At 51.2% G+C, this 20,547-nt stretch carries 6 protein-coding genes; 4 read left to right on the top strand and 2 right to left on the bottom strand.

Going from position 1 to position 20,547, the window contains the following annotated elements; all coding sequences use genetic code 11:
* Positions 1 to 126 precede the first annotated feature (126 nt).
* Together IEX98_RS15800 and IEX98_RS15805 are read left to right on the top strand one after the other, a co-directional pair.
* A complete protein-coding gene (locus tag IEX98_RS15800) occupies positions 127 to 5,856 on the top strand; it encodes an Ig-like domain-containing protein (protein ID WP_188890160.1) in 5,730 nt (1,909 codons plus the stop codon).
* A gap of 295 nt (positions 5,857 to 6,151) precedes the next feature.
* The gene (locus tag IEX98_RS15805; protein WP_188890161.1) at positions 6,152 to 10,141 is read left to right on the top strand and encodes an S-layer homology domain-containing protein; all 3,990 of its coding nucleotides are present in this window, start codon (positions 6,152 to 6,154) and stop codon (positions 10,139 to 10,141) included.
* Positions 10,142 to 10,319: 178 nt separating this feature from the next.
* Here the strand turns inward: IEX98_RS15805 and IEX98_RS15810 are convergent, their stop codons facing one another.
* Together IEX98_RS15810 and IEX98_RS15815 are read right to left on the bottom strand one after the other, a co-directional pair.
* On the bottom strand, positions 10,320 to 11,210 hold the full coding sequence (locus IEX98_RS15810) for an alpha/beta fold hydrolase (protein ID WP_188890285.1): 891 nt from the start codon (positions 11,208 to 11,210) through the stop codon (positions 10,320 to 10,322).
* Positions 11,211 to 11,293: 83 nt separating this feature from the next.
* Entirely contained in the window at positions 11,294 to 11,896 is a 603-nt protein-coding gene (locus tag IEX98_RS15815) for a DUF2239 family protein (protein WP_188890162.1), read from the bottom strand.
* A 289-nt stretch (positions 11,897 to 12,185) separates the two neighbouring features.
* Between IEX98_RS15815 and IEX98_RS15820 the strand changes: the two genes are divergently transcribed.
* The gene (locus IEX98_RS15820; protein ID WP_188890163.1) at positions 12,186 to 14,150 is read left to right on the top strand and encodes a heavy metal translocating P-type ATPase; all 1,965 of its coding nucleotides are present in this window, start codon (positions 12,186 to 12,188) and stop codon (positions 14,148 to 14,150) included.
* 593 nt (positions 14,151 to 14,743) lie between these two features.
* A complete protein-coding gene (locus IEX98_RS15825; protein WP_188890164.1) occupies positions 14,744 to 20,263 on the top strand; it encodes an S-layer homology domain-containing protein in 5,520 nt (1,839 codons plus the stop codon).
* Positions 20,264 to 20,547 lie beyond the last annotated feature (284 nt).

Genomic DNA, 20,547 nt, shown 5'->3' on the forward strand with positions numbered 1-20,547 from the left:
GAAGCGGGTTCCTTTTTGTTTTGCAACAATTTTGCAACATCACTGCAGTTATAATCTCACAGTAGTGTACATCAGCATGAAAGTGAGTGAGAACCGATCATGATCAAACGGTGGATATCAATAGTTATGGTTTTACTTTTATTTGCAACCCTTATTCCTCAGTATGCTTCTGCAGCTCCTCTTGATGAGTGGAATATCCGCAATCCGGTACCTGCAGGTGACTATTTACATGATGTTGCCTACGGAAAAGCAACGTATGTGACAGTGGGGGGAAATGGAGCGGTAGCAACCTCTAGTAACGGGTTGGACTGGACCGGCCGAGCGAGTGGCGCTGTCATGGATCTTACTGGTGTCGCTTTCGGAAATAATACGTTTGTGGCAGTAGGGGGCAGCGGGACGATTATTTCCTCCAGCGACGGTGTGAGCTGGACGAGCCGAGCGAGTACCTCTTCAGCGGCTCTAAGCAGTATTACCTTTGGGAATAACTTGTTCGTGGCGGTAGGTACAGGTGGAACGGTCCTGACCTCCAGCGACGGGGTGAGCTGGACGAAGCAAACTAGTAATACTACGGAAAGTTTAAATAATGTTACTTATGGAGGCAGCAACACGTATGTGGTGACAGGGAATGCAGGGTTTATTATGACCGCCACCAATGTAACAACCTGGACGAAAAGAACGAGTGGTACCACGGATAATCTAAATAGCATCACTTTTGGTAACGGCATGTTTGTAGTGGCGGGCGGATCTGGGACGATTGTGACATCTACTCCTAATGGAACCACCTGGACGAAAAGAACGAGTGGTGTTACGAACGGCTTATATGATATTGCCTATGGAAACAGTACATTCGTGGCAACAGATATTTTTAGCGGAAAAGTCTTAACCTCTAACAATGGAACGACCTGGGCCTCTCAAAATAGCGGTCTTAGCAGCATAAATGGTATTCGCTTCGTCAATAACACGTTTTTGGCGTTAAGTGAAAGCGGGAAAATTTTTACCACTTCAAATGGAACGGCCTGGACGATTGTGGCGAATCCGATGACGAATACGCTAAATGGCGTCACTTACGGAAACAGATTGTATGTGGCGGTAGGTGACATGGGAACGATTATGACCTCCGGCAGCGGAACGGGATGGACTAGCCGAATAAGCGGTGTTACGAATTCGCTAAAAGGAGCCGTCTACGGAAGCGGCAAGTACGTAGTAGTGGGGGCTAATGGAGTTATCTTAACCTCCAGTGATGGAACGAACTGGACGGGCCAAACAAGCGGCACAACAACTACGCTAAATAGTGTTACTTACGGAAACGGTTTGTATGTGGCAGTTGGCGACACGGGAGTGATTCTGACCTCCAATGACGCAGCGAACTGGGCGCGCCAAACAAGCGGCATTACGAGTAATCTGCTTTTTGTTACCTACGGAAACGGCATGTATATGGCTGTAGGGGACTTTGGAGTGATTCTGACCTCTGTAGACGGAGTGGACTGGATCAAGCAAACGAGCGGCATTACGAACACGTTATACAGTGTTATCTACGGAAACGGCAAGTATATTGCAGTGGGAACCAGTGGAAGGATATTGGTCTCCACTGATGCAGTGAGCTGGACGAGCCGAACGAGCGGCAATTCGAATAGTCTAAGAGGCGTCGTTTACGGAAATGGTGTATATGCGGCGTCGGGTAACCTTGGGCTTATGTTCACCTCCACTGATGGATTAAACTGGGTGAGCCGTACGACCGGAACAGGGAAAGGTCTATTTAGCATCACCTACGGAAGAGGCGCATTTATGGCGGCAGGTGGTGCAGGAACGATACTGCAGACCACACCAGAGCCATTTACGACTTACACCGTGACCTATAATGCTAACGGATCAACATCGGGCAGTGTACCGGTCGACAATGTGGCATATGAGCAGGGAGATCCGGTGGCCTTGCTTAACAATACGGGAAATCTGGTTAAAACAAACTTTACGTTCGAGGGCTGGAATACGAAGGCAGACGGAACCGGAACGCGATACGCCCCAGGCTCTTACATGGAGATGGGAACCACGAATGTGACGCTGTATGCGGAGTGGGCGGCTGTAGCACCTGCAATCAACAGCGTGGATGTTAACCCAAGCAGTGCAAGCGTGGTACAGGGCGGAAGCAAGCAACTCACGGCGGCGGTAGATGCAGTTGGCGGGGCAGCGACAACAGTAACATGGACGAGCAGTGATGCTAAAGTGTCGGTGGACAATACCGGTAATGTAACGGTTGAGGCAGATGCCGAACTAGGCGATTATACGATCACGGCTACATCAACAGTGGACGGCAGTAAAAAAGGAACGGCCACAATAACGGTAACGGCAGCACCTGCCGTTAGCAGTGTGGACGTCAGTCCTGGCAGCGCAAGTGTGGTTCAAGGAGGAAGCAAGCAGCTCACTGCAACGGTAGTTGCGGTTGGCGGAGCAGCGACGACGGTGACGTGGACGAGCAGCGACGCTAAAGTGTCCGTGGACAGCATCGGTAATGTGACAGTAGCAGCAGATGCCGAACTAGGGGATTATACAATTACGGCAACATCTACCGTGAACAGCAGTAAAAAAGGAACGGCGACAATCACGGTTACTGCAGCTCCTGCAATCACTAGCGTGAGTGTCAGTCCTGACAGCGTGATCGTGGTTCAAGGAGGAAGCAAGCAGCTCACAGCAACAGTAGTTGCGGTTGGCGGCGCAGCGACGACAGTAACGTGGACAAGCAGTGACAGCGCCAATGTGGTGGTGGACAATACCGGGAATGTAACGGTAGTGGCTGGCGCTGAACTGGGCGACTACACGATTACGGCAACATCAACAGTGAACGGCAGCAAAAAAGGAACAGCAACGATCACGGTGACGGCAGCTCCTGCAATCACCAGCGTGGACGTGAGCCCGAACAGTGCAAACGTAATGCAAGGAGAAAGCAAGCAGTTGACGGCAACAGTAGTTGCGGTCGGCGGAGCAGCGACAACGGTTACTTGGACGAGCAGCGACGCTAAAGTATCGGTAGATACTACCGGCAACGTGACGGTAGCAGCGGATGCCGAGCCAGGTGATTATACAATTACGGCAACATCTACTGTAAACAGCAGTAAAAAAGGAACGGCGACGATCACGGTGACAGCAGCACCTGCAATCACCAGTGTGGCTGTCAGTCCAAACAGTGCGAGCGTGATGCAAGGAGAAAGCAAGCAGCTCACGGCAACGGTAGTTGCGGTTGGCGGAGCAGCGACAACGGTTACGTGGACGAGCAGCGATGCTAAAGTAGCGGTAGACAATACCGGCAACGTGACGGTAGCGGCTGATGCTGAGCCAGGTGATTACACAATTACGGCAACGTCAACGGTGAACAGCAGCAAAAAAGGAACGGCAACGATCACAGTAACGGCAGCACCTGCCATTCACAGCGTGAGCGTGAGCCCAAGCAGCTCAAGTGTAGTGCAAGGAGGGAGCAGGCAGCTGACGGCAACGGTAGTTGCAGTTGGCGGAGCTGCGACGACGGTGACGTGGACCAGCAGCGACAACGCCAATGTGGCGGTGGACAGCACAGGCAACGTGCAGGCAGCAGCGGATGCTGAGCCAGGTAATTATACGATCACGGCAACATCGACCGTGAACAGCAGCAAAAAAGGAACGGCAACAATCACGGTAACGGCAGCGCCGACTTACACGATTGCTGCTCTCACGAATCAAACGTTAACAGCACTTATTGAGGAATACGCACCGGGTACTCAAGAAGTCAGAACCATTCCCGTCATGAATACGGGCTCCGGCAGTTTGACCAATTTGTCGGTATCGGTGAGCGGCGCAAATGCTAATGATTTTGTGATCACACAGCCGGATTCTGCCTTAGAAAGTGGTGAATCAACAAGCTTTACGGTTGGGGCGAAGGACGGCTTGCCTGTAGGCACATACACCGTAACGGTCACGGTATCGGCGGATCGCATGACTCCTGTAACATTTACGGTCACGCAAGCTGTAAGTTTGCCAGATACGCCTGTTAATCCGCAGAGTTTGACAGCTGCCGGAGGCGATCGTCAGGCTACTCTCAATTGGAGTACGGTAGAGGGAGCGGCGTATTATAACATTTATATGTCGACGGCCTCAGGCCAATTTACTGAAGAAGAAATTGCGACAGTTACTTCTTCCACTTACAACGTTCATAACCTCATAAACGGTACAACCTATTATTTTGTAGTGAAGGCCGGTAATGCAGGCGGCTTGGGAGCAATGTCCAATGAGGCAAGCGCAACACCAGCAACCGTCTCGACAGCACCGACGAATGTGACGGCAGTTGCGGGCGATGGACAAGTCACCATTACGTTTACAGCTCCAACAGACAACGGCGGCAGTCCGATTACGAGATATGAGGTGACGGTGTCTCCAGGAAATATAGTTGTGTCTGGAACATCAAGTCCGATTGTCATTACGGGTTTAAACAATGGTACCAGCTACACCTTTACGTTAAAAGCGATTAATGCAGCCGGATCAAGTACATCATCTGCACAATCCAATGCTGTTGTACCGGTATCAAGCGGGGGTAGCGGTACGCCTTCGCCGGGTATACCTACGACACCAGATAAGCCTAACAATGGTGTAGAAGTAATTATTAACGGTAAAGCAGAAAATGCGGGAACGGCTGCTGCCAGCACGCGAAACGGCCAGAACGTTCTGACGATATCCGTCGATCAGAAGAAACTGGAGGATAAACTCGCAGCAGAAGGTAAAGGTGCTGTAGTTGTAATTCCAGTTAGTACGAAGTCGGATGTCGTAATTGGCGAGCTCAACGGTCAGATGGTTAAAAGCATGGAGAACAAGCAAGCTGTTGTAGTGATTAAGACGGACAATGCGACATACACGATTCCTGCTGAGCAAATCCAAATCGGTGCAATAGCGGATAAGCTGGGCCAATCAATTGCCCTTCAAGACATTAAAGTGCAAATTGAAATCGCCGCACCGACGGCGGATACGTTGAAGGTTGTTGAGAATGCGGCAGCGAATGGTACATTCACGCTTGTGGTTCCGCCGGTCGAATTTACGATCAGAGCTACGTACGGAGATACAAGTGTTGAAGTATCGAAGTTCAACGCCTATATGGAAAGAACCATTGCCATCCCGGGCGGAGTTGACCCGAAGAAAATTACGACAGGTGTCGTAGTGGAGCCGGATGGAACGGTACGCCATGTGCCGACTAAGATCGTTTCAATTGATGGCAAGTATTATGCTCAGATTAACAGCTTAACCAACAGCACGTACTCTGTGGTATGGCATCCAATCGAATTCGCCGATGTCGCGAAGCATTGGTCGAAAGCTGCGGTAAATGACATGGGATCGCGAATGGTTATTGGTGGTACAGGCAACGGTCTGTTCAGCCCTGACCGCGATATCACCCGAGCCGAGTTTGCAGCTATTCTTGTGCGCGGATTGGGATTGAAGCTGGATGGACACGCAACGGCGTTCTCTGACGTGAAAACGTCGGACTGGTTCAGCAGCGCAGTCAACACAGCTTATGAGTATCAATTGATTAAAGGGTTCGAGGACGGAACGTTCCGTCCTAACGATAAGATTACTCGAGAAGAAGCGATGACGATTCTCTCCAGAGCAATGACGATTACGGGACTAAACGGCAAGCTGTCTGAACAATCGGCAGATGCTACACTTCGTCCGTTTGGAGATGCATCCAAAGTATCCGGCTGGGCATACAACAGCGTGGCAGACAACGTACAGGCTGGCCTTGTATCTGGACGAAGCGCTAACGAGCTTGCGCCGAAGGCATTCATTACCCGAGCTGAGGTAGCGACCATTATTCAAAGACTTTTGCAATCATCAGATCTGATCTAAGCAGAAATATCCCGAGCAATAGCAGTATAGTATATCATCCCTTCCTGACAACATCTTTCGTTGCCCGGAAGGGATTTTTATTTTTAAAGCTAGAATCAGTGTTTGACTTTCTCAGAATCGAAGTTGAACGATATGGATACAAGAGGATAATCCATAAAGAAATATATTACTCTTCAAAAACCGCAAAGCCTTACTGCTGCGCGTTTTTTCATGTTTTTCGCTAAATTCTTTTATTATTCTTTTATCGTGTCCCGCTATAATTTAATTGATAAGCGAGTAAACGGGAGGCTGTACTATGATTACGAAAAGGTGGAACAAAGCGACAGCGATGCTCATTGTATTCAGCATGATCGCTGGCATTATTTTTGGGACCGGCATACCTTCAACGGTACATGCGGAAGAAGATACGGAGAACTTCTCAGGCGGAGAAGGCACATTGGAGAATCCTTATAAAATATCAAGTGCCAGAGAACTGCGCAATGTGACGATACCGGGTCCAGGCGCTTATTTCCAGCAGACAGGAAATATTGACTTGTCGGGAAGCTGGACACCGCTGGCGAGTTTCAGCGGCAGCTATGACGGAAACGGGTTTAATATTTACAACATGACAATCAACTCGGGGGATCAATTCCTTGGTTTGTTTTCGACTTTAGCTGGCGGAGCTGAACTGAAAAACATCAGCCTGATCGATTTCAATACGACTTCAACAGGCATGAATGCATATGTTGGCGGTCTAGCCGGGATTGTGAATGCAAATGCAAAGGTGACGGATAGCTACAGCAAAGGTTCAGTTCAGGCGGCATCGACTAACTATGCTGGCGGATTGGTTGGCCTGAACGAAGGGATCATCGAAGGCAGTTCGAGTCAAGCGGCGATCACTGGGGGCGGTAATGATGTGATTGCTGGCGGTTTAGCAGGGACGAATGCTGGATCTATAAAGAATAGCCATACGAGCGGCTCATTGGTAACTAATTATTTTCGCTCTTATGCTGGTGGTCTCACCGGAACGAATACAGGAACGATATCGGGCAGCAGGAGCAGCAGTACGGTAACGGGCGGGGATGCTTTTTCCGGTGGTGGTATGAGTGCCTCCAATCTAGCCAGCGGCGTTATCAATGACAGCTATAGCACGGGGAAGGTGGTTGGGACCACTAACGGCGTTGTAGGAGGTTTGACGGGCAGGAATTTTGGCGATATCAGCAGAAGCTTCAGTACAAGCGATGTGGAAATCGGTCCAGGAGGAATTGCTGGCGGTCTAGTCGGCTACAAATTTGGCGGGTTGATTAGCGACAGTTATAGCACAGGCAATGTGCTGGGTAACGGAGCTGTCTTCACTGGCGGCCTGGTCGGCATCAGTCAGGGCGGGGATGTCACGAACAGCTATAGCACGGCGAGCGCAAGCGGCGGGACAGATGCCAACGGCGGTCTAATCGGGTATAAGCCTGTAGGCAGTGTCTCAAACAGCTATTTTTATAGTACGGGGGGAGTTGTGTCACAAGGGGGCACTCCTAAAGATGCTGCTGCTTTGATGCAGCAATCGACCTTCGCCACGTGGGATTTCAACAGTGTATGGAGAATTGCCGAAGGATATGCGTATCCTTCACTTCAATGGCAGCCTTATACAGCGAACGAAGCAACTCATTATGATTACGAGAGCTTAACTTGGGACTCTATCAAAGGTTCGAATAGTGCGGCAAACCAAGTCACGGAGAACCTTGTTTTGCCAACAACCGGGGCGGCAGCAGGCTCAGCCATTACATGGAGCGTGTCGCAGAGCGGTTTGATTAATCCCGCTACGGGTAAGGTGACAAGGGCGGCGGATGACGATCATCAGGTCACACTGACTGCAACGATAAGTTTTTCTGGTGGTCAGACTCGGATTAAAAATTTTGTAGTAACCGTAATTGAAGCGCCAAACAACAAGCCAAACCGCAAAGCGTCGGTTGATGCAACGGCAAGTGCTAAAGTTACAATCCGTACCGCTTATTCGCTGGATTTGGCGACAATCTTTGAAGATGTCGATGGAGATCCATTAAGCTACAGTGTATCGGTTAACGGTGCCGCAGCTGTAGCTGCAAATAGAGCATATACCTATACGCCAACGACTGCAGGTGTGGTTACACTAGTCTTTACTGCAGATGATGGGGAAGATGAGTCTGACGATACGTATACCGTTCAACTTACAGTCAACCTAGCACCCGCTCGGGGATCAAACACAGAGGCAGCGACGGAAGCGGTTGTGATGGTGAATACACCCTATACACTTGATCTTTCTGCGATTTTTGAAGATGAGGATGGCGATGGATTAACCTATGAGGTATCCATTAATGGTGCGGCAGCGATAGCTGCAGCCGTAAATTATACGTATACGCCAACAACAGCTGGAATCGTGACGTTAGTTTTTGCGGCTAATGATGGAATGAGCGTTTCTTCCGATACTTACACAGTAGAACTGAAGGCCAATACGGCTCCGCTACGGCGGACAGGCGTAGATGCAACAGCAGCGGCCGTTGTAAGAGTGAACACACCGTATACGGTGGATTTGGCTGCTATTTTCGAGGATGCAGACAGCGATGAATTGACTTACAAGGTATCTATCAATGGTGCAACGGCGGTACCCGCAAATGAGAATTATACGTATACGCCAATAGCGGCTGGGAGTGAGACCCTAGTTTTTAGCACCAATGACGGATTCGTTGATTCAGCGGATACGTATACGGTCACTGTGACTGTGAATGCGAATTCCGCACCGGTCCGCCGGGCAGATGCGGGCGCAGCAGCAGAAGCAGCTTTGAACGTAAATGCTACGTATTCGCTTAATCTGCGGGATATCTTTGAGGATGCGGATCATGATGCACTCACTTATAAAGTAGCGGTAAACGGAGGTTCAGCGATAGCGGCAGCAGAAAGCTACTCCTACTCGCCAACTGCAGCTGGAATCGTAACGCTGGTCTTCACCGCTAATGACGGATTTGCGGATTCCACAGATCGTTATACGGTTACGTTAACCGTGTCTCAGCCAAACAACGGCAACGGCAACGGTAATGGCAATGGCAATGGTAATGGCGGGAATGGCGGAAGCGGAACGGGAGCGGGAACCGGCAGCCCAACCATCGACTACAAGGTTACGGTGTCAGGTGACGCAGGAACGACGCTGCCGATAAAGGTCGATCAAGCGGCAGGTCATGCAACAGTAGCGATTGGAGCGCTGGCGGATAGTATTTTCACAGGTAAAAAGAAGACCGTATTGACGGTGCCGAATATTCCCGGCGTAAGTATCTATACCATTGAAGTAGCCGCGCAATCTGTTTCCAGTAAGCAGCTGGAGGGTGAGCTGAGCTTTGCCACTCATGCAGGCAGTATCGCCATTCCATCCAACATGCTGCAAGGCATCGCGGGAACCGAGGGAAAGGTTGCAGCCATTTCGGTACGTATGGGTGATAAAAGCGGATTATCCGCTTCAGCGGCGGCGGCCATAGGCGACCGGCCATTGCTGGAGCTGACGCTGACGCTCGATGGAACAACGATAAACTGGAACAACCAGGCTGCACCGGTGAAAGTCTCGATCCCATACAAGCCGACTGCCGAGGAGTTGAATAACCCGGAGCATATTGTCGTTTGGTATATCGACGGCCTAGGCAACGTTATTTCCATCCCTAGCGGCCGATACGACGCGCAGAGCGGAACGGTCACCTTTGTGACAACACACTTTAGCTCCTATGCTGTGGCTTATGTGCAAAAGTTTTTCGGGGATTTGGACAGCGTCAAATGGGCTAAGCATTCAATAGAGGTCATGGCCTCCAAAGGGATCATTAACGGCACATCGGCAGCAGCCTTCTCACCGGAAGCTCGTATCACAAGAGCAGATTTCCTTGTCCTGCTTGTGAAAACTTTGGGACTGACGTCAACGTTTGACGGCAACTTCTCCGATGTTGACTCGAATGCCTATTACTATGAAGCGTTGGGAATTGCGAAGCAGCTGGGGCTGGCGACGGGAAGCGGCAAAAATGAATTCCATCCGAAGGAGAACATTTCACGGCAGGATATGATGGTATTAACGGCTCGTGCCTTGGAGAAGTTCAAGGGACTGCAGCCTGTTCAATCTTCCGCCGGACTGGAGGTCTACAACGACCGGAACAACATCGCTCCATATGCGGAGCTGAGTCTGGCAGGCTTGGCGGAGGCGGGTCTGGTCAATGGCTCGGGAGATAAGCTTAATCCAAGAGGACTGACTACACGGGCAGAAGCTGCCGTGTTCTTGTACCGGATTTATAATCAATACTGAGCGGCTATCAAATAAATAGAAGGCAGACCTGTCCGATGCTTGGGCAGGTCTGCTTTGATTTAATATGAAGCTTCTGTGTGGAAAAATTCTTATAAAAAAGCGCCGGCTCATGATGTTATCATGAGACCGGCGCTTTTTCGATCGTTCTAGACCTGCTCGTCCCATTTGACACTGCGTGTCAATTGCGGCGAGCCGTCCGCTCTATGCCATCAGCGGTTATTTCGTACAGTTGGTGCGGCAGGTCATGTCCCATGCCTTCAATCAACATGAACTCGGCACCCGGGATAGCAGAAGCTGTGTCCTCGCCGCACGCCGGAACGAACAGGGGATCATCGGACCCATGAATGACAAGTGCTGGCACTTTAATGGTCGCCAGCCGCGGACGGCGGTCACCGGAGACAGCGATCGCAGCAATTTGTCGTCCGACACTGCCAGGATCGTAGGCTCGCTGAACTTCTTCTAGAATAAGTGCGCGATAAGCATCCTCTTCAAAAGGATAGCCGGTACCGGCGATGCGTTTGGCAAAAGAGATGCTGTGCGCCAAAAATCCAGCCTCATCCTCGAAGGGATTCGGTGCCGGTGTAGTCATCAGCGCCATGACTTCCTGGGAAGCTTGAGGAAGAGCTGGATTACCCGAGCTGGACATAATGGAGGTGAGGGACAACACCCGTTCAGGGTACCCGCTGGCTGCAACCTGGGCAATCATTCCGCCCATCGACCTGCCAACGAAATGTGCCCGGTCAATTGAAAGGGCGTCAAGCAGTCCGATAGCGTCTTTTGCCATGTCATCAAGAGTGTAAGGAATGTCCGGACGCTTTCCTGACATGAGAGCAGCTGCCAGTGCTTCAAAATCCAGCGCCGGATAATGGCTGAAATGCGTCGAGCAGCCTACGTCTCGATTGTCAAAGCGAATGACGCGAAAGCCGCGCGCTGCTAACAGCTCACAAAACGGAACTGTCCAGCGAATCATCTGGGTGCCAAGACCGGCTATCAGAATAATAGCCTCATCATTTTCGTTGCCAAAGCTGTCATAGGCCAATTCAACACCGTTAACTTTTAGAATGCTCATCATTATGTTCTCCTCTAAATTCATCAATTTGATTTACCTATCGCAATTCCTTGTTAATTCTTTATGCCCGCATATGCTTTCATTCATAAGTTCTCTTCAGGAAATGCATGGGCAGCTAATTTTTTGACATGGTTTCTGATATCAGGTGCCCAGTCATCGATAAAGTGATAAAAACGATCCAAATCACCAGCATACAGTGCCCGCAGAGCTTCTTCGTATTGATGGAAGTCCCCGGCGACAGCTGTCATAAAGGTATAGGCTGCTTCTTGAGACGCCCGAATTGTGCTTTGTTGTTCTCCAGCATGACGAGCCTCATCAATGAGTTTTCTTAAGGTGACCGATGCCCCTCCAGGCTGACTCTTGAGCCATTCCCAGTGCCGAGGCAATAACGTTACCTCACCGGACACAACGCCCAGCTTGGGTCGGCCGACCCGTCGCGCAGGCTGGTGATTCTCTTCCGTACCGGCGGAGTCGCCAAGCTGATCCTCTAGCCGTTGGAGCACATCATCTGTATTCCCGCGGAGATCAACATCGATTGGCTTCCCTGTGGAATCATCAAATATAAGTAGTTGTGTGAGGTCTCTATCATTCAGAGCATCCTTCACTGTGATCACAACGTGCTGTAAAGAACCATTAGCGACGACTTTTACACCCGAAAATGCCGTGCAGTATAGGGTATTCCCCAAATGCTGACCACCTCTCTGATTACTTCGCTAATTATACCCGGATAAAATTAAATAATCAATATTACCCGGGTAAAATATAATTTTACCATTCATTATTAAAATTTAGGCTTTATTTTTACTAATACTCAGATTATAATTATTATCGTAAAGTTGTCTAAAGGAAAAATAATTGAATGAAGGAAAAACGAGAATCATTCTCGTTTCACATGCTGCTCCTTAACAGGAGCAGCATGTGCTGTTTTAAGGGATCTAATAATGGTATTCATTTTCATGAGGAGGATTGGAAATTATGAACCCAGCTTTTCATACAGCAGAAGGCTGCACCACACAACAGGATATTAAACGTTCCACAACAAAAGACAAAGAAAGAAGACAATGGTTAGACCGCTACGGAGAAGGTCTAGCCGCTTTAGCAAGCGGAGTGTTTATTGCGGTTGCTTGGCAGCTAGGGACTGTATCTCATCAATGGTCGGTCATTTTCTACTTGATCGCTTTCGCTGTGGGCGGATTCGTAAAGGCTAAAGAAGGTCTGCACACTTTGATCGCGGAGCGTGATCTGGATGTTAATTTGCTGATGCTTGTAGCAGCTATTGGTGCAGCCAGCATCGGCTATTGGACAGAAGGCGCGCTGCTTATTTTTATTTTCTCGCTTAGCGGAGCTTTAGAGACCTATACGATGGATCGGAGCAGCCGTGATATATCTTCATTGATGGATTTGAAGCCGGAGACCGGCGTTCTGTTCAAAGACGGCGCAGAGACGATTGTACCCATTGAAGCTTTGACGGTTGGCGATATCGTATTGGTCAAACCCGGGGAACGGATACCAGCTGATGGCGTTGTACGTGAAGGATCATCCTCCGTTAACCAGTCTTCCATTACAGGCGAATCCATTCCGGTAGACAAAGGTGCAGGCGATGAAGTGTTTGCTGGAACACTAAATGATCAAGGCGCGTTGTTCATCGAAGTAACGCAATTAAGTGAATCCACACTGTTTTCCAAAATTATTCGTCTTGTGCAGGAAGCGCAAAGCGAGAAGCCTGGATCGCAGCTGTTTATGGAGCGATTTGAGCGCATCTATGCAAGATCCATCATTTTGATCTCCGCTCTGTTGATCGTTGTGCCGCCTCTATTCTTCCATTCGTCATGGGAGCAAACCTTTTATAAAGCGATGGTGTTCCTGGTTGTCGCATCTCCATGTGCGCTGGTCGCCTCTATTATGCCTGCCATGCTGTCGGCCATATCCAACAGTGCAAGAAAGGGGCTTCTTTTTAAAGGGGGAGCGCATCTTGAAAATCTCGCATCGGTCAAAGCGATCGCATTTGATAAGACGGGTACGCTGACCATAGGAAAGCCTATTGTCACGGATATCCTTTCATTTCAAGGGTATGATGAATCGGAAGTGCTGCAAATTGCCGCATCTCTGGAAAGCCTGTCCGGGCATCCGTTAGCGAAAGCTATCGTACTGGAAGCCCAGGCAAAAGGGGCAGCGATTGAGCGCCCGTCTGATTTTCGTACCCTTACGGGATGGGGGATACAAGCGCAGTGGAAGGGAGAGCTGTGGAAAATAGGCAAGCCTGCTTTTCTGGATGAGCAGTTTCGAACGGAGCCGTTATCAGAAGCAATTGACAGATTGGAACGTAAGGGGAAGACCGTAACCGTGCTGCATAATTCGCAGGGGGCTGCCGGTGTAATCGCCTTAGGCGATGCTATCCGTCCCGAGGCCAGGTATGCGGTCGCCATGCTTAAAAAGTCAGGCGTTCAAGTTGCGATGTTAACCGGCGATCAGACACAGACCGCACATGCCATTGCGAAAGAATTGGGGATTGAATTGGTGTATGCCAATTTATTGCCCGAAGAGAAGGTTAGCCGGATCAAGGAACTGAAGCAAAGCTTTGGTACAATTGCTATGGTTGGTGATGGCGTTAATGATGCTCCTGCTCTCGCAACCGCTACGGTAGGGATTGCCATGGGGGTGGCGGGAAGCGATGCCGCGCTTGAAACAGCCGATCTCGTGTTAATGAATGATGATATAGGAAGAATTGCTCAAGCCATTGAGCTTGGAAAACGAACAAAAGCGATCATCAAGCAAAATATTATTTTTGCTATGATCGTTATTATCCTTTTAATAGGGGCCAATTTTATTCAGGGCATAGCTCTTCCATTAGGGGTGGTTGGACACGAAGGCAGTACCATTCTGGTTATCCTTAACGGATTGAGATTATTGCATCAGCGTGACAGTGTGACAGCAGTTTAATGGAGTATCCATAGTTCTATTTGTTAAGCAAGCATCCAACAGCCCTATCCAGATATCAAGGCAGGGCGATTGGATGCTTTTTTTTGTGTTCAGATATTGATTATTCGCAGAAATCAGTTACAATGATGACAATGATTATCGTTGTTAAAACTGATTGACGGAGAGGTTTTTGAAGATGAATGTTTTGTTTCCACTAACGACATTAATTCTGATTGGTCTTGGAGCATTCTGTCTGTTTATCTCCATGGACAATAATAGAAGAAGCATTCTAAAAAGAACAAATCACATTGACAATCATAAGTGAGTTCTTGTGGTTACCAGATACTCGGCATAAACGACAGACCTGTCCCATACTTGGGCAGGTCTTTTTATTTTTCTATCTTTTAAAGATACGGCTATTATACTTTTTGTATTTTTTTGTAGAAATAAAGCTGCGGTTTACGGCTATTTTACCGCTATTTAACCGCAGGGATTTAAAATTTTAATCAAATGATTTTCAGTAACGGCGGTTTGAACCCAATGATACGATCCTTCTTGGCAAAGATACGTATCCGGCAGGCAAGTCTGAAAAATCTTGAATAGAAGGAAGTGCTATGTTGAAAAAATCCGTAAAGCGGTTCATCGTTGTTGTATTAGCGGGCTTATGTTTATTCCAGTCATCGGGACTGGCTCTTGCGAAGGTTCCTTCGGACATCGCAAATAGCTGGGCGAAGGAGACGATCCTTTCATGGATTGAGAGAGGACTGGTCAACGGGTATGAGGATGGCAGCTTTAAGCCGAATAAGACGATCACCCGGGCAGAGATCGTCGCTCTCATTAATCGCGCCTTCGAAATTAAAGGCGGTTTGGCGTCAAAGTTCACGGATGTCCGAACGAATGACTGGTTTTATCAAGACGTCGCAGCAGCGGCGGCAGCAGGTTATCTGTCGGGATACCAAGACGGAACCTTTAAGCCGAAAGCGGCAGTTAGCCGCCAAGAGCTGGCGGTCATTACGGCGAAGTTGTTAAAGCTTAAGGCTTCGGACTCTTATCTTAACTTCAAGGATACGAAGAACAGCCCGGAATGGAGCAAAGGTGCAATCGGTGCGGTTATCGACGCGAAGGTGATGGGCGGTTTTCCAGACGGGACGTTCCAGCCGCTGAAGTCCGCAACCCGCGCGGAAGTGATCGTTATTTTGGACAAAGCGCTCAAGCTGAAAGAGAAAGACGTTCCTGTTTCGGCTTATGATAAGCCGGGGACCTATGGTCCGGCAGAGGGGATACAAGTGATCGACGGGAATGTGGTCATTGGGGTCGCGGGAGTTACGCTGCGCAATCTCACAATCAAGGGGGATTTGCTGCTGGGAGCCGGGATCGGCGAAGGGGACGTTTTCCTTCAAGGCGTGACCGTAGCCGGCACGACGAACATAGAGGGCGGGGGCGCGAACAGCGTCCATTTTGAGAATTCGGTATTGGCGAACGTAATCGTAGATAAGAAGAACGGAGGCATTCGCATCGTTGTAGAGGATGGTGCGACGACGATCCGGGAGATCGAGCTGCGATCCGCCGCGAAGGTGGAATATAAGGGTGCCAAGGGCAGCGGTATTAAGACGGTTACACTCTCGAAACTGCTGCCTGCTGGCAGTGAAGTTGTTCTGACAGGAGCATTCGAGACAATCGATATTTTATCGCAAAGCATTCGCATTTCGATTCCGGAAGGTTCGGTCAAACAATTGAATGTTGCGCCAACGGCTGCCAATACGAATTTAACGCTTGGCAAGGACGCAAGCATCGTTGATTTGGTGCTGGACGCGCTCACGAAAGTCGTGGGGCAAGGCAAAATCGCCAATGCAGCAATTAATGCGGATGGAACATCATTGGAAAATAAGCCAGCAGCTTTGAAAATCAAAGACGGGATCGTGGCGACCGTAGGAGGAGAACTGATTGGCTCCGCCCCGACGTCAGGCCCGGCCGGTCCTGCTGGGCCTACTGGTCCAACTGGACCGGTCACGACGCCGCCAACTGCGGAAGAAGTCGCGGCAACGACTGCCGTCGTGTCGGCGGAGGCCTCTGCTAATGGACTGGCTGGCGACGGAACCGACACGCAAGCAGCCATCGATGCAGCTCAATCGAAGCAAGCTGCGGCATCGGTGTTGGTGACAGCTTTGCCTGGTGGCTCGGTGAAGACAGCATTGGCAGCCAGACTGGCGTCCGTACAGGCTAAAATCGACGATGCGCAATCCGATCTGGATGCTGTTATCACGGCTGCGGCTTCAGTGACGGCAGCCGAGACGGCAGCTGGCGGACTTGCAGGCGACGGCACTGACGAGCAAGAGGCTATCGATGCGGCGCAAGCGAAGCAGAGTGCGGCATCGGTGCTGGTGACGGCGTTGCCAAGCAGCACGGCGAAGACGGAGTTGGTGGCGAGATTGACCGCCGTACAAGCTGTCATCAACGATGCGCAGTCCGATCTGACTGCCGTTACTGCGGCAACGGCTTCGGCAGCAGCTGCTGAGACGGCGGCTAACGGTTTGCTGGGAGACGGAAGCGATACACAAGGTGCTGTCGATGCGGCGCAAGTGAAGCAGAGTGCGGCATCAGGCTTGGTGGCGGCTTTGCCTGGCAGCACAGCGAAGATGGCGTTGGAAGCGAGACTGGCTGCGGTACAAGATGTCATCGATGATGCACAGGAAGCCGTGGATGCGGTACATACGGCAGCTGAATCAGTTGCCGCCGCTGAGACTGCGGCAGACGAACTGATTGGAGACGGAACGGATACGCAAACCGCGATTGATGAGGTGCAGACGAAACAGGATACGGCAACGGGATTGGTCTCCGCCTTGCCGGACAGCACGGTGAAGACGGCACTGGAAACGAGACTGGCAGCGGTGCAATCGGCCATTGATAGTGCCCAGAATGCCGGGGATGCTGTTATCGCGGCTTCGGCTTCGGTGACGGCTGCCGAGACGACAGCAGGCGGACTTGCAGATGACGGCACCGACGAGCAAGAGGCCATCGATGCGGCTCAATCCGAGCAAGCTGCGGCATCAGGCTTAGTGACAGCTTTGCCAAGCAGCGCGGTGAAGACGGCATTAGCCGCTAGAATAGCCGCGGTGCAGGCGACGATTAACGATGCGCAGTCCAAGCTGGATGCCGTCGCTGCGGCAACAGCTTCGGTAGCGGCTGCTGAGACGGCGGCTAACAGTTTGCTGGGAGACGGAAGCGATACACAAGGCACTGTCGATGCAGCGCAAACGAAGCAGAGTACGGCTGCAGGTTTGGTGACGGCACTGCCAAGCAGCACGGCGCAGACGGCATTAGCCGTTAGAATAGCTGCGGTACAAGACATCATCGACGATGCGCAGGATGTCGTGAATATGGTAGCTGCGGCAACGGCATCGGTGGCCGCCGCGGAGACGGCGGCAGGCGGATTGGCGGGCAACGGATCGGATACGCAAAGCGGGATTGACGCGGTGCAGACGAAGCAGAGTGCGGCATCAACCTTGGTAACAGCACTGCTGGATAGTACGGCGAAAACGGCATTAGCCATTAGAATAGCCGCGGTACAAGCGACGATTAACGATGCGCAGTCTAATTTGAATGCTGTCGCTGCGGCAGCAACGTCAGTAACAGCAGCAGAGGCGGCTGCTGGCGGATTAGCAGGTGACGGAACCGACGTGGAGAGCGTGATCGATACGGCGCAAACGAAGCAGAGTGCGGCATCGGACTTGGTAGATGAATTGCCTGACAGTACGGCGAAGGCGGCACTGGCTGCTAGATTAGCGGCCGTGCAGGCTGCAATCCATGATGCGCAGTCGAACTTGGAGGATGTAATCGAAGCGACGGCATCGGCAGCAGCCGCTGAGACAGCGGCTAATGGACTTGCCGGTGATGGAACTGACGGGCAAGACGCGATCGATACGGTGCAGACGAAGCAGAGTACGGCATCGGACTTGGTGACGGCATTGCCAAGCAGCACAGCAAAGACGGCATTGCAAGCTAGGCTGGCGACTGTTCAAACGAAGATCAATAGTGCGAAGACCGGCCTGAATGCCGTTATCGCAGCGGCGGCATCGGTTGTCATTGCCGAAGGGGAATCTGCGAATCTGATCGGCAATGGCACGGACGCACAGGACACCGTTGATACGGTGCAGGCGAAAAACGATGCGGCAGCTCTTTTGGTAACAGCGTTGCCGAGCAGCACGGCAAAGACGGCATTGGCCGCGAGATTGTCAGCGGTGCAAGCAAAGATCAATGATGCGCAGAGTAGTCTGGATGCGGTCATTGCTGCGACGGCATCGGTGGTCGCGGCCGAGACGGCAGCAAGCGGCTTGCTGGGCGACGGCAGTGATACACAAGGCGCCGTCGATGCGGCGCAAGCGAAGCATAACACCGCATCGGGCTTGACGACGGCATTGCCGAACAGTACGGCGAAGACGGCGTTGCAAGCTAGATTGACCGCGATCCAAACGAAGATCGACGATGCTCAGGCTGCAGTGGATCTCGTAACTGCGGCGACCGCATCGGTCGTGACTGCCGAGACGGCAGCGAACGGACTTGCTGGCAATGGAACTGACACGCAAAGCGCGATTGATGCGGCGCAGACGAAGAAGGGCAGTGCATCGGGCTTAGCGGCTAATCTGCCGGGCAGTACAGCGAAGACGGCATTGGTTGCCAGATTAGCAGCCGTACAAGTAACGATTGACAGCGCGCAGGCGAAGCTGAACGAAGTTATCGCGGCGACAGCATCGGTCGTGGCTGCCGAGACGACGGCCAACGGACTCGCCGGCGATGGAACGGATACACAAGGCGCGATTGATGCGGCGCAGACGAAGCGGAGTGCGGCATCGGCCCTGGTGGAAGCCTTGCCGAGCAGCACCGCGAAGACAGCGTTGGCTGACAGAATCGCCGCTGTGCAAGTGAAGATAACTGGCGCGCAGAGTAATCTGGATGCGGTCATTGCAGCAACGGCATCAATTGTTACAGCTGAGACGGCAGCGAACGGCCTGCTGGGCGACGGCAGTGATACGCAGGATGCAGTCGATGCGGTCCAAATAAAGAAGAGTGCAGCATCGGTCTTGGTGACGGCCCTGCCGGGCAGCACGGCGAAGACGGCGTTGCAAGCTAGGCTGGCGACCGTTCAAACGACGATCGATAATGCCCAAGATGCGGTGAATCTCGTAGCCGCAGCGACAGCATCGGTCGTGACCGCGGAGACGACAGCGAACGGACTCGCAAACGATGGAACAGATACGCAAGGGGCCATCGATACGGCGCAAGCGAAGAAGAGTTCGGCATCGGGCTTGGTGACGGCATTGCCGAGCAGTACAGCGAAGACGGCATTGGCCGCAAGATTAGCCGTTGTGCAAGCCGCGATCGACGGTGCACAGACCAACCTGAACGCCGTCATTGCGGCGACGGCATCAGTCGTCACGGTCGAGGCGGCAGCGGCGGCAATGATAGGGGACGGCACGGACGCACAAGGAACCATCGACTCAGTGATATCGGATCAGGAGACGGCAACGAGCTTGGTGACGGCGCTGCTGGGCAGCACGGCAAAAACAGCGCTAGTCAATAGATTGGCAGCATCGCAAGTACTAATCGACAATGCGCAAGGCGCGCTGGATATCGTCGTTGCGCTGCAGGAAGCGCTGGATACAGCGAGCCCGCTGGTGGAAGTCAGATACACGGCTTCCAGTTGGAGTGCGTTGCAAACGGCACTGGCTTTGCCGCAAACGACGCTGGGCGAGAAGGCGACGAAAGTCGTTGCCCTTAACGACGCACTGAATCATTTGGTAGTCAGAATCGTAACGAGCATCGACGTCAACATTGTCTCAGGAAGCAGCCTATATATACTTCCGGGATACACGGGACCGGGGTCGCATATCACGATGCAGGCAGTTGTAAAAGACCAATTCGGTGTAGAAATGAAGACAGAAGGAATTACTTGGAGCCATGACAGCATCGGCGCCAATGATAGGCTGACGGATGCCAACTTCGGCAATAGATATAACTTTTACGACTTTAATGTCTACAATGACCTGACCCCTCGGGTTGTTACGATTACGGTGACTTCCGTATCGACACCAAACGTGAAAGGAACTTGTGTCATTACGATGATCCGCGGCAGATAGAACGTAGCAGATTTTACATGAACGCAACGAACCCCCTCAACAATTGAGGGGGTTCGTTGCGATTTAGGCATCGGCCGCTTCGATTGGTAACCGTGTGAAGCCCCGGCGCAAGATCCGTTTTCAATTCACATATAAACTTTTAAAATGCCACATTCCGTCTAATTGCAACATCCATATATACTTAAATTATTGCCTTTCGATCAGCAGCTTTTAGGCGGGGGTTCACCCCTTTCACGTTTCCCTGCACAACACTATTTGTTTATAAATCTATGAAGAAATGGAGA

This window comes from Paenibacillus radicis (ex Gao et al. 2016) (assembly GCF_014641555.1).
Classification (GTDB): domain Bacteria; phylum Bacillota; class Bacilli; order Paenibacillales; family Paenibacillaceae; genus Pristimantibacillus; species Pristimantibacillus radicis.

Coding starts and splice junctions, on each gene's coding strand:
- IEX98_RS15800 (WP_188890160.1), top strand. CDS start 127: ATGGTTTTACTTTTATTTGCAACCCTTATTCCTCAGTATGCTTCTGCA.
- IEX98_RS15805 (WP_188890161.1), top strand. CDS start 6,152: ATGATTACGAAAAGGTGGAACAAAGCGACAGCGATGCTCATTGTATTC.
- IEX98_RS15810 (WP_188890285.1), bottom strand. CDS start 11,210: ATGAGCATTCTAAAAGTTAACGGTGTTGAATTGGCCTATGACAGCTTT.
- IEX98_RS15820 (WP_188890163.1), top strand. CDS start 12,186: ATGAACCCAGCTTTTCATACAGCAGAAGGCTGCACCACACAACAGGAT.
- IEX98_RS15825 (WP_188890164.1), top strand. CDS start 14,744: ATGTTGAAAAAATCCGTAAAGCGGTTCATCGTTGTTGTATTAGCGGGC.